We start from the raw sequence: 16,212 nt of genomic DNA, 5'->3' as shown, positions 1-16,212 counted from the left end.
AGTTATGAAAAAAGAAAATTTAGATGATTTATTTGAGACCTTAAACGGTGAATTTGATGTTGAAAACCCAGGTATTGGTCATGAGAATAGGTTTTTATCAAAGTTAAAATCAGACACATCTGAAAATTCAGAAACAGAGAAAACAAAAGGTATTAATTGGAAATCATTTCTTGCTATAGCTGCATCTATAATAATTTGTTTGAGTGTATTCGTAAACTTAAACAATAATGAAGAAGAGCTAATGGATCTGGCCAACGTTTCACCTGAGCTCTCTGAAACTCAAGATTTCTTTACGGCAACAATTGAAAATGAATTAAGAAAGCTTAATAAAGAGCAATCACCAATTACAAAAAAAATAATTGAAGATGCACTCGTGCTCATTGATAACTTAGAAAATGACTACAACACATTAAAAATTGAATTAACGCAAAATTGCGAAGATCAGCGTATTATACATGCAATGATTAGCAATTTTCAAAGCAGAATAGACATTTTAAATACTGTTTTGGAAGAAATTGAAAACATAAAACAACTTAAAACCGACAACAATGAAACGAACAATACAATATAAGTTACTTTTCTACTTCTTACTTGTTCCATTTTTAGCAATAGCAAATTCTGCGGAAGTAAATTATAAGTCAACAAAGGAAAAAACAATATCTAAATCTTTTGCTGTCAATAAAAATGCTACTCTAGAAGTCAGTAATTCCTTTGGTAACATTAATGTCATATCATGGAATGAAAACAAAATTGATTTTGAAATATCGATTAAAGTTAGTGGCAATAATGATGAGAAAATTGAAGAACGTCTTGACGGTATTGACGTAGAATTTAAATCTAGTAGTGACTTAGTATCTGCGATCACGAATATAGAAAAGAATAAGAGCAATTGGTGGAATTGGGGTAAAAAAATGAACCTTAAAATGGAAATTGATTATGTTATTAAGGTGCCAATGAGCAATAATGTATTCTTACAAAATAGATTTGGCGCAATAGTTCTTGACAAACTAGAAGGTGACGTTAAGATTAATTGTGAGCACGGTAAAATAACAACAAAAGAATTGCTCTCTAGTAACAATGAAATTAAAATGAGTCACACCAAAGATTCCTATTTTGAATACATCAAAAGTGGCGAAATCTCAGCTTCTCATAGTAGATTAACTATATCGAATTCAGACAATATTGCTTTAAAAGGTCAACACAGTCAAATTTCTATTGAGAATACTGAAAACATAGGCTTTAAGTGCCAACACGGCTCATTAAAAGTTGACAAGGTGAATACTATTGAAGGAAAAGCGCAACACCTTACCATGAGAGTTGGCGAATTATTATCTAAAGCGGATTTAAATACTGCACACGGATCGCTAAAGATTTCTATGATGACACCAAACGTAAAAGAAGTTGACATAGAAAGTCAATTTACAGGAATAACCATAGGTTACAATAATGCTGCTAGTTTTAATTTTGACTTAGACTTTCAATTTGGATCATTAAGAGATTCTGAAGGCTTTGTGTTTAGAAACAAAGAATCTAACATGCATAATAAAAAATATAAAGGTTACTACGGCACTGAGAATTCAGGGAATGTAGTAAGAATCGATTCACAACATGGTAGTGTTAGCTTCAAACAAAAATAAATTCAAAAAACTAACAATAATTAAACTAAAAACAATGAATTTTTTAAAATCAATCGCAGTATTAGTTCTTGTAACATGCTCTATTAATGCAAACGCACAATGGGGGAAATCTAAGAAAGTAAAAGGAAATGGTGATATCACTACTGTAAACCGATCAACAAATGATTATGATGGGGTAAAGGTATCAGGCTCTTTAGATGTGCATTTAGTTGAAGGAAATGAAGGAGACATTTCAATTAAAGGTGATTCTAACCTTATGGAATACATCATTACAGAAGTAAAAAACAATAATCTTGTAGTTAAAGTAAAAAAAGGGTTTTATTTAAAACCAAGTAAGTCCTTAATTGTAACAGTACCATACGAATCTATAAATGACATAGGTATTGCAGGTTCTGGTGACATAAAAAATTCAGGAACAATAAAAGCAGACGAACTCGATATTTCAGTCGCCGGATCTGGTGATATTGATTTAAATGTCAATACTAATTCATTAGAAAGTAGCATCGCAGGTTCTGGAGACATAGAAATCACAGGTAAAACAGAAAACTTGGTCGCTAAAATTGCAGGATCTGGTAGTTTTAATGGTAGTGATTTGGACAGCAAAGATGTTACTGTTAAAATTTCGGGGTCAGGTGATGCAGACGTTGTTTGTAATGGCAATCTTATCGTTAGAATATCTGGTTCTGGTGATGTAAACTATTCTGGTACACCCAAAAATAAGGACACTAAAATTTCTGGTTCTGGTAGTGTTAGCAACTAATTTAAATAACTAAATCAATCTAAAAAAGACAAGTAAAAACTTGTCTTTTTTTATTATATATCTACTGCTTAACATACACAAATGTTATTCTTTCGGTTATTACAGCATCATCAATTGTACTTTCGGCATAAAACGCATCATCTATTGCGGTGTACAAATTAGAATTCTTAAAAAGACTCAAACTAGTGCCATCTGTAAATGACAATATAACACTATTGATTGTTTCAACCCAGGTAAAGTCTTTATCAACATTAATGTCTGTACAAACTGTAAAAAAATCTTCACCATCCATTGTTGGGGTAAATGAAAAGACAGCTTCAGATCTTAAAAACATTGTTCCAGTATTATCTAAATTGAAAATAATAGTTTCATTATCAAAGCAATCGATGTCATCTAAGTAATTATTTGTTACTATACCATCGTTATTTAAATCCCTCAACTCATCAGTATTCCATGAGACTAATTTCCAATTACCAGCAATTTCTATTTGGTTTTCGGGTTCACATTCACCTAACTCGTCAATAATTATTTGTAAGCTACCGTCATCACCACACTCTTCGATCTGAAATACTAAAGCGTCTTTATAAGCATTACAGAGTACTTCATATGAACTGGCGATAGCACTTTCAAAAGCAATTCTTGCCAGGTTAGTTTGAGTCTCAATTTCATCACAAGGATCATCAATTTCACAATTACCGAGGTTATTTAAGAGCAAAGTCAAAGAACCATCTTCATCACCACAAATTTCTATTTGATCTGCTAAGGCATCTCTATACACCTGACAAAATAAGCTGTATTCTTCTTCTGTGCTATTAAAAAAATTATTAGATGCAATATTTGTTGCATTGGTGGCAATTATGCAAGAATTGTCTTCCGTAACAATCTCGCCTTCATAAGGTTCATTTTGACAACCAAAAAGAACTAAAAAGGTAAAGGAGTACCTTAAAATTTTTATTTTTTTCTTAAACATAGCACATAAATTTAAGAAATAAATAGTAATAATTAGAATTACAATTTATAATCGATTTGATATAAAGCTAGATCAAACTTCAAGGATATTTAACTTATTGCGTTCCAGACTCAAAATCTACTTTCCATTTTGCCCATTCATCTAAGAAGTAATTTAGAATGATCGGATTATCTAGCGTATTAAGTTTTGTCTCCTTTACAGAAATATCAGTTGGAAAAACAAATGCTTGTTCTATTTGATTTTGATTGAGATACTTCAAATCCTTTGGTAAAGACTGATAATTGATTTCTTTTTCATTGTTGGTGTGTTTACCAATAATAAAACCCCAATCACCAAAAGAAGGTATATAAGTATGATAGGGCTCTACATGCTCAAATACAGATTCTAAGGTGTTATTTATGCAACTAAAAACTGTATTCGAAAAATACACTTCACCAGATTGAGTCACAAATACGCCATCCTTTTGTAGATTACGTTTAGCCATCAAAAAGAACTGCTTACTATATAATCTTGCAATCGCCTGGTTAGTTGGGTCTGGTAAATCTGCTATGATGACATCGTAGGGTTTAGTATTGTTAAATAAATATGTAAATGCATCTTGGGTTATGAGATTGACTTTTGTATTTACTGCTGCGTTTTCATTAATTTCCATTAAATACTTGTTTTCTTTTGCTAAAAAGAACATCGTACTGTCTATATCAACAACATCAATACTTTCAATAGATTGATGTTTTAAAACCTCTCTACTGGCTAAATTCTCTCCACCACCTAAAATCAATACACGTCTCGGATCGTTATGCATTAATAGTGGTATATGAACTAAAGACTCATGGTATCTGTATTCATCTGCTGACGAAAACTGTATCACTCTATTTAGATATAATCGCAGATCACCTTTGGTCTTGGTCATTACAATCTTTTGGTAAGGTGTTTGTTCATTTAAAACAATAGGTCGTTTATAAATTTTTTGATCCCAAACCTTCAAGAATTTACCTCCAAAAAGTACTAAAACTAAAAGTCCAATGACTGCAATAAATCCATAAAGACTATTTTTCTTCTTATCCTTAAGTAATGTGTAATTAAGTACAATCCCCAAAAGAATATTAACCATACCAAAAATCAGTGAAGAATAATACAGTCCTACAAATGGTAAAATTATAAATGGAAAAATCAGTGTTGCTATTAAACCACCTATATAATCTAGAGATAATACATTTGAGAGATTATTCTTAATATTAGATTCTTCTAAGGCAAATGTTAGAAGTGGCACTTCCATACCTGTAAGAAGTCCAATAACAAAAATAATAGCAAGACAAGATATTTGTAATACCATTGGCGATACATATACAAAAAGCATATATAAAAGTGGTACAGAAATACCACCAATAAAGCCCAAAGCAAATTCTACATTTATAAAAAACTGTAACGGTTTATCTTTTAAAAACTTTGATAAAAATGCCCCAATTCCCATAGAAAAAAGATAGACTCCAATAATAATTGAAAACTGTCTAACACCATCACCAAGAAAATATGTAGCTGTAGTACTTATCAACAATTCATAAATGATTGAGCATAAACCTGCAATAAATACAGCAAATGGAATTAGTGCTTTTTTATTCATAAAAATTTGATTATGTTTGAGCTAATTAAGTCGTCAAAGATGAATAAAAAAATTATATCTGGTCTAGCTTTAACTAAAAAAATGACACTAGCTGCAGCCATCGCCGCGGCAATTACATTACAGAGTTGTGGTGAGAAAGACGGAAGTCCTAGAATTAAAGATGCACAAGAGGAAACTGTGTATGAATCCACTCAAGGTGTTATAACAGAGGTAGAAGAAATAGAACCAGGTAATGATTACAAAATCATTGACGAGCGTCTTATTGACGAAAAAGACAAGTCTATTGCAATTGTTCATACACTTGAAGGTACTGTTGACACATTATCTTTAAGAAAGATGAAAGAGGACAAATCCTCATATAGCAATCATTCTGGTCTTAGAAGTATTTTATATTATTCTCTTGCGGCGTCATACTTCAATAGAAGTTTACGTAATGTAACTCCTAATCAAAGCAACTACAAAAACGCAACTGCGTATAATAAATCATCAAGTTTAAAAAATGATTTAAAAAGCACTGCTACTTCAAGAAGAGTAAGTGTTCCTGGTAGATCATCTAGAGGTTATGGCAGTGGAAAGTCGTTCAGATCGTTTGGAGGATAGTCGTTTTAAGGAAATAAAACGCCTTAAAAAGAAACATATTCCTCATCGCTTACATTGGTATCTTGGGGAAGATTATTTTTCAGAAGAATTATTAGGTATTTATCGTTCAGAAATTGAACAGTTTCGTAGAATTTCTGACGAAGCCTTTTACTTATTTCAAAGAGCTACAGAAAAAATCATTAAAGAGGGAAAATTAGCTGAATTAGGTATTCCACAATCCTTTCATGACTGTATTATTCATAGTTGGACAAATAAAGTACAACATCCTTTTTTGTATGGTCGTTTTGATATTAATGGTGGTTTAAAATCTGATTATGGTCGTATCATTGAGTTTAATGCCGATACTTGTAGTACTATACCAGAAACCTTATTTTGGCAACCACTACAGTTAGAACAGCTGAAAGGAAATCACCAAAGCTTCAACACATTAAAGTATGACCTAAACGCCACGTTATCAAGTATTAAATCTCGAATAGGCAAAGATCAACCAGTATTTCTTGGGACTTGTTTTGGTTATGAGGAAGACATATTAAATGTGAATTGTATTATTGACATTGCTTACGAGGCTGGTTTTAAACCCTTCTATTCCCATTTAGAAAAAGTGATTTTTTCAGACGAAGGTGTGTATCATCAAATTGGCGATGAATACGAAGAAGTTGATGTTTTGTTTAAAATAATCCCTTGGGATTGGATGTTTAATGATGAACCTGAATTGGCAAACATCCTTTCAGAATTAATCATAAAGAATAAAGTCATTGTTTTAAATCCTCCATATACGGCAATTTGGCAGAACAAAAAGTTTTTGGCTTACATCACTAAAAATTTCCCAAATTCAGTGCTAGCAGAAACCTACTTAGATAAAAGCTTTGGGCTATATGATTATGTGGCAAAGCCTGTTTATGGCAGATTAGGTGAGAATATTTCTATAGAAGTCGCTAACAATTCTGAAGCTAGATCGGATGGTGATTTTGGTAATCAGGAAAAAATATATCAAAAATATTATCCCTTAAATAAAGACCTAGAGAACTATTATTACCAAGTTGGTATGTTTTATACAAATAGAGCTTCAGCTATAAATCTTAGAACACAAGAATCTCAAATTATTACTGATGATTGTGAGTTTATGTCTCACTTTATCATATAAGATCTGAAGAAATAACAGAAACTGCTTCTCCTCTTTCGATTTGCTTAATAATAACTTTGTCTGAAGAAAGCGATTCCATTAAGAGTTTTTGAATTTTTCCGGCATCAAAAGGTCTACAAGAAAAGATATCTACAGCAGCAAATTGATGTTCAGGCCACGTATGAATACTGACATGACTTTCCTCTAACAAAATAAAACCTGTTACACCTACAGGTTCAAATTGTTTATACTTCTCACCTACTTTCGTAAGATCTAACTCATCTACAATAGCATTCAAAATCTGTTTTATCTCTGGTATAAAAGATAGTTGATCTGCATTGCAGTTGTAGACGTCCCACGTAATATGAGTTCCTAATGAGGCTTTCAAAATTTGCTTTTGGAATGATGAATTAATTACTCTTCGTAAGTGTCGTAAGCACTTTGTAACATGTCCATAAACTCTCTTGGATCATAGACTTTCTTTAATGTATCATAAGAGTCCGATGAATCCATTTCAATCATTTCTGGTAATGATTCCCTTGGTCCGTAATCCCAAGTTACTTTATTAATCACGTCTGTTATAACCTCATATTCACCTTCTAAAGGAAAACCTAAAAACGTTACTTCTTTACTTAAAGGGTTTTTCATTCCAGGATACATAGGATTCTCATAAGGATGTGTACCGTAATATTCTGTAGAAACCAAATACTCAGATTGCGATGCATTAATCATATATACAGATTCTTGAAAATTAAATTTAATTATACTATCATTTTCAAGAGTCAACTGATGTTCTCCTGGCCCCATTTCTACCCAAACTACGTCTTTTGGTGGCACCATTACACGCAAAGTATCAACAGTTATTTCTAATTCAAACTTTGTAGGGTTGTCAATAGCTAAATCAACAGTTCTGTCGCAAGACGTTAATACAGTTAAAGCTAAAATTGATAGTATAAAAAACTTTTTCATAAGTTATAATTAAGTGAATGACAATATAACAATATTTAAGAATCATACACACGGAATAAGAAAGAAATATCTTATGCCGCTGAATTTAAATTATCTTGATTTAGCTGTATGTCTCGGAACTCGATACAACAAAACAATACCAAACAGAAAGAACACAAATAAAAACAATATTGAATTACGCATACTACCTGTTACTTGATCTATAGTACCATAGATAAGCATACCTATAACAATACCTATTTTCTCTGCAACATCATAAAAACTGAAAAATGATGTTGTATCGTCAGTCTCTGGGAGAAATTTTGAATAGGTTGATCTCGCTAAGGATTGTATGCCGCCCATAACAAAACCAACTAAACCAGCCGCAATGTAGAATTGCAAAGGAGAAACCATAAAGTAGGCATAAAAACATAATGCCATCCATATAAAATTGACAATAATAAGTGTTTTGATATTACCATATTTAGAGGATGCCCATGACGTAAGTAACGCACCAAATATGGCAATTATTTGTATAATTAAAATACTACCGATAAGTCCAATAGTTTTAGCATCTTCATCTGCCCAAGCAATTTCTTCCTCACCAAAATATACTGCTACAAGCATTATTGTCTGAACAGCCATACTAAATACAAAAAATGCATAGAGATAGCGTTTTAATTTAAGATTCTGTTTTAATTGAAACCATACACCTTTCAGCTCTTTAAAACCATTAAAAATAACATCTTTAGTTACCTTGTTTCCAGTTTTGGCTCCTTTTGGTAACCAGTAAAACGAATACTGACTAAATAATGCCCACCATACGCCAACTGTAATAAAGGAATAACGCATCATTTTCATTTTATCCTCACCAGTTTCTTGGGTCATCACCATTATTAAATTAATAATTAATAGAACAACACTACCAACATAACCCATGCTGAACCCTTTTGCACTAATGCTATCTTGTTGGTCCTCAAAAGCAATATCTGGCAAATAAGAATTATAAAAAACCAAACTTCCCCAATAGCCAATTAATCCCATAAAATAAAATAATAGACTCAAATGAATTCTGTCTGGCGTTATCTCGAACCAATACAAACCTAGACAACCAGCTGAGCCAACATAACAAAACAGTTTCATGAAGAACTTTTTGTTTCCAACATAATCTGCAATACCAGATAAAATTGGAGACATAAACGCTATTACCAAAAAGGTAAAAGCAGTAACAAATGTAATAAGTGCCGTACTCTTAAACTCATAGCCAAATGCTGTCAATTTTTTAACTTCAGTTAAAAACAGTGAAGAGTAAAAAATTGGGAATAATGAAGACGCAATAGTTAAAGTGTATACAGAATTTGCCCAATCATAAAATGCCCATGCATTTAATAACTTTTTACTACCTTTTTGTAATTCGATCATATATTAAAATTAAAAAACCGCTCAAGTGAGCGGCTTCTAAAATAGTTAAATAATATGAACTATATTAATTTATTGGCCTATACGTTGTAACACCAAATTTTTTAGCTTCGGCTTTCGCTTTAGGCGCTAATTTTTGCAAATTAGCTATTCTTGTATCACTGCTTGGATGCGTACTCAAAAACTCTGGTGGCGCTTGACCACCACTATTTGCTTTCATACGTTTCCATAATTCTGCTGCTTCATCTGGATTATATTCAGCAATTGCCATGAGATAAACACCTATTTTATCGGCTTCCGTTTCGTGACTTCGACTAAAAGGTAACATTCCGAATACTTGAGATCCAATACCGTAAGATTGATTAAAAATACCTAAAGCTCTTTGATCATTAGCTAAAGCAACATTTCCGGCAACGGCTAAACCTTGTTGAATATAAGCAGCACTCATACGTTGTTGACCATGATTTGCTAATGCGTGAGCCACTTCATGTCCCATAATTGCCGCAACTCCAGTCTCATTTTGAGCGATTGGTAAAATTCCTGTATAAAAGGCAATTTTTCCGCCTGGCATACACCAAGCATTCACTTGCTCTGATTCTATAAGTTTATATTCCCATTTATAATCCTCTAGATATCCTTGTTGGCCATTTGCATTAAGCCAACGCTCAGCAGCTACAGCAATACGTTGCCCTACTCTAGTAATCATATCAGCATCACTTGTTCCTGTAAGAACATTATTCTCACTTAATACCTGATTATATTGAGCAAATGCCATAGGAAACAATTGTTTATTAGACACAAATGCCATAGTCTTTTTTCCTGTAAAAGGATTTGTAGCACAGGATATAAAAGTGATAACAACTATAACCAGTGAGATTGATTTTTTTAGCGACATAATGTGAAGATTTAATGTTATACTAAAATACGAAAAATTCGCACCTACTTTTTAGACACTTCAATTTTACTAAAGTCACTAATCAAAATCCTACTATTTAATATGAAGTTCTGAAAAATTCTTATCAACGATTAGAGTATTGATTTCGCCATCTTTACAATTGAAATGGTCAATGACCTTATTATCAATCTGTACTTCAGAAATTTCAAAAGGTAAACCATGAATCCTTATTTTAAAAGTACCATATGTTGTGGTGTATCTACCTTCTTTAAACTGGTTGATAATTAACTCTTCTGTTCTACCTGTGAGTTTAAAATTTCTTAAACTATAACGACCTTTTTTGTAGTCAAAACCATCATTAGCATCACTGTATAATTCACTTTCTTCTTTTCCTTCTTTGTAATATACATCTAAGATGATTTCCTTAATCTCTTTTTCACCTACGTATTGCTGAATAGGATATTTAGGAATAATGGCACCTTCTTTTACATAAATAGGCATGCTGTCTATATCAGCATCAACCCACATTTCTTTACCGCCTTTTACAACTTCGTCAGTCCAGAAATTATACCAATTACCTCGAGGTATATACATACGTCTTCCTTTAGCATTAGGTTCTAAAACAGGACATGCTAAAATATGTTCACCAAAAATAAACTCATCTGTTCTGTAATGTGTATGTACGTCCTCTTGATCAAAAAGAACAAGTGATTTTAATAGTGGCGCACCATGATCTGCATAGTTCCAAAATGCCGTATACAAATAAGGTAATAGCTGGTATCTAATTTCAATAAATTTTCTAACAATATCAGTTACATCTTCATCAAAAGCCCATGGTTCTTGATCACCATGATCACCTGATGAATGCACTCTAAAGAATGGATGGAATACACCTAACTGTATCCAACGTGTAAATAATTCTCCTTGTGGTTGCTCCGCGAATCCACCTATATCACTACCTGCAAATGAGAATCCAGACATCGCAAGACGTTGAGCTTGGATATTTGCAATCCATAAATGCTCCCAAGTAGCCACGTTATCACCTGTCCAAGTTGATGTATAACGTTGTGTACCAGAATATGCTGCACGAGTAATTACGAAAGGACGCTTTGGATGCGAGTATTTCTTTAATCCGTGATATGTCGCTCTAGCCATCTGCATACCATAAATATTATGTGCTTTTCTATGGCTACAAGGATTTCCATCATAATCATGACGTACATCATCTGGAAATGTTTTGTTAGGAACTTCCATAACCGCAGGTTCATTCATGTCGTTCCAAACACCTTTTATACCAACTTCTTCAATTAATTCTTTGAACAATCCAGACCACCAATCTCGTACTTCAGGTTTTGTGAAATCAGGGAAATAACATTCTCCTGGCCAAACTTTACCTTTCATATAATCACCATCGGCACGCTTACAGAAGTAATCATTCTCTAAGGCTTCTTTAAAAACAGAATAGTCTTTGTCTATCTTAATTCCTGGATCAATTATAGCAACAGTTTTAAATCCGTCATCAGCTAACTCCTTTACCATGCGTTTTGGTTCTGGAAAATGCTCCTTATTCCATGTAAAACATCTAAAACCATCCATGTAATCGATATCTAAATATATAGCATCACATGGTATCTGTAATTTTCTAAATGTAGATGTAATCTCTTTAACCTTACTTTCAGGATAATAACTCCATTTACATTGGTGAAAACCTAATGCCCACATTGGTGGTAAATGATGTGGTTTTCCTGTTAAATCGGTATAACTTTCAACGACATCATTCATTTTTGGACCATAGAAGAAATAATAATTCATCTCGCCACCTTGAGCCCAAAAACTTGTTACATTTCTACGTTCGTGTGCAAAGTCAAAAGACGACATAAAGGTATTGTCAAAAAAGATACCATATGCTTTACCATGATGAAGACCTGTATAAAAAGGTATCGCCTTATAAATTGGGTCTGTATCTTTACCGTAAGCATAAGAATCTGTAACCCAATTGCTGTAACGCTTTCCTTTTAAGTTTAAGTGATTTGGTTTATCACCAAGTCCATAATAACTCTCACCATCATTAGACACCTTACTCATCTTTACAATGTTTCCACCATTGTAATAGTTTTCTTCCCAATGAAAACCACTTTCATCTTGATTTATAAGTGTACCATCTTTAGCATCATAAATAGCTACTCTTAAACTTTCCTTAGAAATTTCACATCTCAATTTAGACGTAGTTATTTCATAATGATCATCTTCCTCATTAATCTCTAACTTATTATAGCCATAACTAGCATATTTAGTTATTGCATATGAAAAGTCATTATCAAAATTACCTACAGTCGTATATCTAAAACGTAATACACTATCTCTAATTACTTTAAGTTGAAGTATGACATCATTTTCTGTGTAGAAGTATAAGGTTTCTACATCTTTCTTGAAGTCAATTATTTTTGATGGAAATAAATTCCCTTTATTTTCTAATTCCGTATTTACAATCATATCGTCATTCTTTAAGAGTTGTAAAAAAACGGAAAAATCAGAATATTAAAAAGTTGTTAATAGTCTAATTATTTTCAGTTTTCAACTATAACGTTTTCGGTGTACTAAAAATCTTACTTAGCATTGTTAAGATTAAAAAAAGCGTTCAATTTTATATGATGAACGCTTTAATACTTCACTGATTGCAAAAGCTATTTAACTGTATTTAAAAACAACCATTCCTAATGGTGGAATTGTAATTTCAATTGAATGATCTCTAAAATTCCATGGTGTTTCTGAAGTCGTCTTTACTTTATTCTTAAACTCACCACTACCAAAATATTTCTTTAAATCACTATTGAAAACTTCTTTTAATTTTCCTGCTTTTGGTAATCCCAATTTGTAATTTTCTTGTGGAACTGGAGTCATATTACAAGCTACAACAAGATTATCTTCTTCATTGTTTCCTTTTCTGATGTAGGTAAACACAGAGTTCTCTGCATCATTGTAATCTATCCATTCAAAACCTTCTGCTGTAAATTGCTTTTGGAATAACGCTGGTTCACTTTTATAAAGCTTATTTAAATCTTTTATTAAAGTTTGAACGCCTTTATGTGGCTTGTACTGCAATAAATGCCAATCTAAACTCTGCTGAAAATTCCATTCTTCACTTTGTCCAAATTCTGCACCTTGAAATAACAAGTTTGTACCTGGATGCGTAAACATATAGCAATACAACAATCTGAGATTCGCAAAACGTTGCCATTCGTCTCCTGGCATTCTACCTAAAATTGAATTCTTTCCATAAACAACCTCATCATGACTTAATGGTAGCATAAAGTTTTCTGTAAATGCATAAGTCATAGAGAAAGTTAGGTCATTTTGATGATGTTTTCTATATATTGGCTCTTTAGCATAATATTGCAACGTATCGTGCATCCAACCCATCATCCATTTCATTCCAAAACCTAAACCACCAATATAGGTAGGTTTAGATACCATTGGAAATGCCGTAGATTCTTCAGCAATAGTTTGTACATCTGGGAAAGATGAATACACAGCTTCATTCATTTCGCGCATAAAAGCTATGGCTTCTAAATTCTCTCTTCCACCATAAATATTTGGTTCCCATTCGCCATCTTCCCTTGAATAATCTAAGAATAACATCGATGCTACAGCATCTACTCTTAATCCGTCTGCATGAAACTGGTCTAACCAAAAGATGGCATTACTTATTAAGAACGACTTTACTTCATTACGACCGTAATTAAAGATCAAACTCTTCCAATCTTGGTGATAACCTTTTCTTGGATCTGGATGTTCATACAACGCTGAACCATCAAAGAAACCTAGCCCATGAGCGTCCTCTGGAAAATGTGATGGTACCCAATCTAAGATAATTCCAATATCATTCTGGTGTAACTTATCTACTAACAATTTAAAGTCTTCAGGATGCCCAAAACGCGATGTTGGCGCAAAATATCCTGTAATTTGATAACCCCAAGATGGGTCGTATGGAAACTCCATAATTGGCATTAACTCTACGTGTGTAAAGTTCATTTCCTTTACATATGCCACTAAATCATCAGCCATTTCAGCATAAGTTAAAAACTCGCTGCCGTCATTTCCTTTGCGTTTCCATGAGCCTAAATGTACTTCGTAAACTGAAAATGGTGCATCTAAAGCATTATTCTTTTTACGCTTGGTCATCCAATCGGTATCTTTCCACTGGTAAGGTTCATCCCAAACTATAGACGCTGTTTTAGGGTTATGCTCTGCACGTCTTGCGTATGGATCTGCTTTTTCTGTCTTTACGTCGTTATGATGACTTTGTATTTTGTATTTATACTTACTGCCTTTTCCTGCACCTGGAATAAAACCTTCCCAAATACCACTAGAATCCCAACGTACGTTTAATTTATGTTCTCCTTCAACCCAAAAATTAAAATCTCCAATTACAGATACCATTTTAGCACTTGGTGCCCATACTGCAAAATAAACACCTTCTACTCCATCTACAGTTGTTATATGAGAACCAAATTTTTCATATAATCTATAATGCTTACCTGCTTTAAAAAGATCGATATCAAAGTCGGTAAATAAACTGTGTGCAACTACTTCTGCCATAAATAAATTAATCGTTAATAATATTTGAGATACCTTTTAATGGTATAACAGCCCATCTCGGGCGAGAATTAAGTTCGTAACCCAACTCATAAACTGCCTTTTCTAGCATTGCGTATTTTAAAAGAAAGACACGTTCTTGTTGGTAACCTATATTAATATTTGCGTTTTGTATTTCTACAACATATGTTCCTAAAAACACACTTTTAAGATAGCGATATAATATTTCACCTGCCTCAAATAATTCTTCTTGACTTAATGAATAACTGTCACCATTATTAAAGATTGTAGCATAAATAGCATAATGAAATGATCTAAATAAACCTGCCACATCTTTTAATGGTGGTTGTTTTACTTTTCTATCTCTAATGGTGCTCTCTGGTTCACCTTCAAAATCTAAGATGTAAAAGTCATCATCTTTTACGAGGACTTGTCCTAAATGGTAATCTCCATGTACACGAAGTCGTTCACCTTTGAGTTTCGTCCAATCAAAATTAACAAAACGCTTTCTTACTTCATTTTTCTTTTCTAGAAACTCATTGGCGAGTTCTAAGGCCAAACCATCTAACTTATGTAGATTATTTTCAACTGAATTCAGTCTATTTTGAAATTGATATAACAATCTATTCTTTAACCAAACCGTATAATCACCATTAAATCGTGTTGGTGTAAAGGCTGTATCTTCAAACTCAGAACCCAAAGCAATATGCATTTCTGCCGTACGCATGGCAAGCTTTTGAACCTTCATAAATAAATTTAAACCTACCCAATCAATAATTTGTGGTGGTATATCGCTAATGCCTAAACGTTCAAAACGTTCAGCTAATGGCAAGGTTTTTATATTAATTTTCTTGTCATCAATATTATGGAACACCTTATGAATTTCACTCTTAAAGTATTCAAAGGCGTCACCCTCATTTGGCACCAATTCTTGCATAAGACCAATAGTAATATTGACATTTTCATGATCTTTAATTTGAATACTTCCTAAATAACCTGGTGTGTTTTTAAATGCTTTCTTTTCAGACAAAAAACGACTCATTTCGTAATCTGGATTTCTATCTGCGTAGATGCGTCTAAAGAACTTTAACACATACTTATCGTTATAAATAATTGAAGTATTACTCTGCTCTAAGCCCATAAATCTTGAAGATTCATAAACTTGCTCTGTAAATAGGTGACTTTTGTAATATTGTACTCTTGTTGTATCGTTTGGTACTGCTGTTCTTATACGCTCAAAAACAACACGTCTGAATGCGTCAAGGTTAACAGCATCGATGATAAAACCTTCTTGGTCTTGTATGCTTATAGGTAGTATCCGATCATCTTTTGCAAAACTTTCGTCTGAAACAAAAGCAATCGGTAAGAAGTAATGTTGAAAGAATGCTTCGTAAAAATTAACTTCTAAAATTAAACCGTAATAGACTTCTTCATTATTTTGAAGTTTAAAATATTCCGAAAGCTCTATATATTTTAACTTACTAGATTTACCACCATACCAACGTTGTTTTACAATGTATTTTTCTAATACATCAGACAAAAAAACTTTAATGAAAGCCTCATTCTCTAATAATTCCTCCCATTTATTATTAAAATTATATGGTGGTTGAAGCTTTGTTGGTTTGGTCTCTTTTTTAGCCATA

Annotated in this window: 14 protein-coding genes; 5 read left to right on the top strand and 9 right to left on the bottom strand. The window is 32.7% G+C overall.

The features are described 5' to 3' along the window. Nucleotides 1–4: 4 nt before the first annotated feature. Genes HRU50_RS11395 through HRU50_RS11385 form a run of 3 tightly spaced genes read left to right on the top strand, consistent with a single transcriptional unit; the run spans nucleotide 5 to nucleotide 2,397 of the window. Entirely contained in the window at nucleotides 5–571 is a 567-nt protein-coding gene (locus HRU50_RS11395) for a hypothetical protein (RefSeq protein WP_296351212.1), read from the top strand. Then, nucleotides 549–1,637 carry a hypothetical protein gene (locus HRU50_RS11390; RefSeq protein WP_296351211.1) on the top strand — a complete coding sequence of 363 codons (1,089 nt, stop codon included), beginning with the start codon at nucleotides 549–551 and terminating at the stop codon, nucleotides 1,635–1,637. The genes HRU50_RS11395 and HRU50_RS11390 overlap by 23 nt, the downstream gene beginning before the upstream one ends. Nucleotides 1,638–1,671: 34 nt before the next feature. Continuing rightward, nucleotides 1,672–2,397, top strand: coding sequence for a head GIN domain-containing protein (locus tag HRU50_RS11385; protein ID WP_296351210.1), 726 nt, complete (start codon nucleotides 1,672–1,674; stop codon nucleotides 2,395–2,397). A 61-nt stretch (nucleotides 2,398–2,458) separates the two neighbouring features. Here HRU50_RS11385 and HRU50_RS11380 read toward each other — a convergent pair whose 3' ends face one another. After that, on the bottom strand, nucleotides 2,459–3,367 hold the full coding sequence (locus HRU50_RS11380; protein WP_296351209.1) for a hypothetical protein: 909 nt from the start codon (nucleotides 3,365–3,367) through the stop codon (nucleotides 2,459–2,461). Nucleotides 3,368–3,461: 94 nt separating this feature from the next. Then, nucleotides 3,462–4,988, bottom strand: coding sequence for a polyamine aminopropyltransferase (locus HRU50_RS11375; RefSeq protein ID WP_296351208.1), 1,527 nt, complete (start codon nucleotides 4,986–4,988; stop codon nucleotides 3,462–3,464). Nucleotides 4,989–5,027: 39 nt separating this feature from the next. On the opposite strand from HRU50_RS11375, the gene HRU50_RS11370 reads away from it, so the two are divergent. Together HRU50_RS11370 and HRU50_RS11365 are read left to right on the top strand one after the other, a co-directional pair. Continuing rightward, nucleotides 5,028–5,588 carry a hypothetical protein gene (locus HRU50_RS11370; protein WP_296351207.1) on the top strand — a complete coding sequence of 187 codons (561 nt, stop codon included), beginning with the start codon at nucleotides 5,028–5,030 and terminating at the stop codon, nucleotides 5,586–5,588. Further along, nucleotides 5,551–6,732, top strand: a complete 1,182-nt coding sequence (locus tag HRU50_RS11365; RefSeq protein WP_296351206.1) for a glutathionylspermidine synthase family protein — start codon at nucleotides 5,551–5,553, stop codon at nucleotides 6,730–6,732. The genes HRU50_RS11370 and HRU50_RS11365 overlap by 38 nt, the downstream gene beginning before the upstream one ends. Here the strand turns inward: HRU50_RS11365 and speD are convergent. From speD to HRU50_RS11330, 7 genes are all read right to left on the bottom strand, one after another. Beyond that, complete coding sequence (gene speD / locus HRU50_RS11360) at nucleotides 6,725–7,099, bottom strand: adenosylmethionine decarboxylase (RefSeq protein ID WP_296351205.1); 375 nt, start codon at nucleotides 7,097–7,099, stop codon at nucleotides 6,725–6,727. The genes HRU50_RS11365 and speD overlap by 8 nt on opposite strands. Before the next feature lie 26 nt (nucleotides 7,100–7,125). Then, nucleotides 7,126–7,680 carry a hypothetical protein gene (locus HRU50_RS11355; protein ID WP_296351204.1) on the bottom strand — a complete coding sequence of 185 codons (555 nt, stop codon included), beginning with the start codon at nucleotides 7,678–7,680 and terminating at the stop codon, nucleotides 7,126–7,128. Nucleotides 7,681–7,770: 90 nt separating this feature from the next. Then, complete coding sequence (locus HRU50_RS11350) at nucleotides 7,771–9,081, bottom strand: MFS transporter (protein WP_296351203.1); 1,311 nt, start codon at nucleotides 9,079–9,081, stop codon at nucleotides 7,771–7,773. 64 nt (nucleotides 9,082–9,145) lie between these two features. Further along, the gene (locus tag HRU50_RS11345) at nucleotides 9,146–9,973 is read right to left on the bottom strand and encodes a M48 family metallopeptidase (protein ID WP_296351202.1); all 828 of its coding nucleotides are present in this window, start codon (nucleotides 9,971–9,973) and stop codon (nucleotides 9,146–9,148) included. A gap of 93 nt (nucleotides 9,974–10,066) precedes the next feature. Then, a complete protein-coding gene (locus HRU50_RS11340) occupies nucleotides 10,067–12,466 on the bottom strand; it encodes a glycoside hydrolase family 31 protein (RefSeq protein WP_296351201.1) in 2,400 nt (799 codons plus the stop codon). Between the two features lie 195 nt (nucleotides 12,467–12,661). Next, the gene (gene glgB / locus HRU50_RS11335) at nucleotides 12,662–14,572 is read right to left on the bottom strand and encodes a 1,4-alpha-glucan branching protein GlgB (protein ID WP_296351200.1); all 1,911 of its coding nucleotides are present in this window, start codon (nucleotides 14,570–14,572) and stop codon (nucleotides 12,662–12,664) included. 7 nt (nucleotides 14,573–14,579) lie between these two features. After that, the gene (locus HRU50_RS11330; protein ID WP_296351199.1) at nucleotides 14,580–16,211 is read right to left on the bottom strand and encodes a trehalose synthase; all 1,632 of its coding nucleotides are present in this window, start codon (nucleotides 16,209–16,211) and stop codon (nucleotides 14,580–14,582) included. Nucleotide 16,212 lies beyond the last annotated feature (1 nt).

Source organism: Winogradskyella sp. (assembly GCF_013213835.1).
In the GTDB taxonomy this organism is placed as follows: Bacteria; Bacteroidota; Bacteroidia; order Flavobacteriales; family Flavobacteriaceae; genus Winogradskyella.
This window is presented reverse-complemented; position numbering and strand designations above follow the sequence as displayed.

Bases quoted from the DNA above. Each gene is read 5' to 3' on its own strand.
- HRU50_RS11380 (WP_296351209.1), bottom strand. From the start codon at position 3,367: ATGTTTAAGAAAAAAATAAAAATTTTAAGGTACTCCTTTACCTTTTTA.
- HRU50_RS11375 (WP_296351208.1), bottom strand. From the start codon at position 4,988: ATGAATAAAAAAGCACTAATTCCATTTGCTGTATTTATTGCAGGTTTA.
- HRU50_RS11395 (WP_296351212.1), top strand. From the start codon at position 5: ATGAAAAAAGAAAATTTAGATGATTTATTTGAGACCTTAAACGGTGAA.
- glgB (WP_296351200.1), bottom strand. From the start codon at position 14,572: ATGGCAGAAGTAGTTGCACACAGTTTATTTACCGACTTTGATATCGAT.
- HRU50_RS11345 (WP_296351202.1), bottom strand. From the start codon at position 9,973: ATGTCGCTAAAAAAATCAATCTCACTGGTTATAGTTGTTATCACTTTT.
- HRU50_RS11355 (WP_296351204.1), bottom strand. From the start codon at position 7,680: ATGAAAAAGTTTTTTATACTATCAATTTTAGCTTTAACTGTATTAACG.
- HRU50_RS11365 (WP_296351206.1), top strand. From the start codon at position 5,551: ATGGCAGTGGAAAGTCGTTCAGATCGTTTGGAGGATAGTCGTTTTAAG.
- HRU50_RS11350 (WP_296351203.1), bottom strand. From the start codon at position 9,081: ATGATCGAATTACAAAAAGGTAGTAAAAAGTTATTAAATGCATGGGCA.
- HRU50_RS11340 (WP_296351201.1), bottom strand. From the start codon at position 12,466: ATGATTGTAAATACGGAATTAGAAAATAAAGGGAATTTATTTCCATCA.
- HRU50_RS11390 (WP_296351211.1), top strand. From the start codon at position 549: ATGAAACGAACAATACAATATAAGTTACTTTTCTACTTCTTACTTGTT.
- HRU50_RS11370 (WP_296351207.1), top strand. From the start codon at position 5,028: ATGAATAAAAAAATTATATCTGGTCTAGCTTTAACTAAAAAAATGACA.
- HRU50_RS11330 (WP_296351199.1), bottom strand. From the start codon at position 16,211: ATGGCTAAAAAAGAGACCAAACCAACAAAGCTTCAACCACCATATAAT.
- HRU50_RS11385 (WP_296351210.1), top strand. From the start codon at position 1,672: ATGAATTTTTTAAAATCAATCGCAGTATTAGTTCTTGTAACATGCTCT.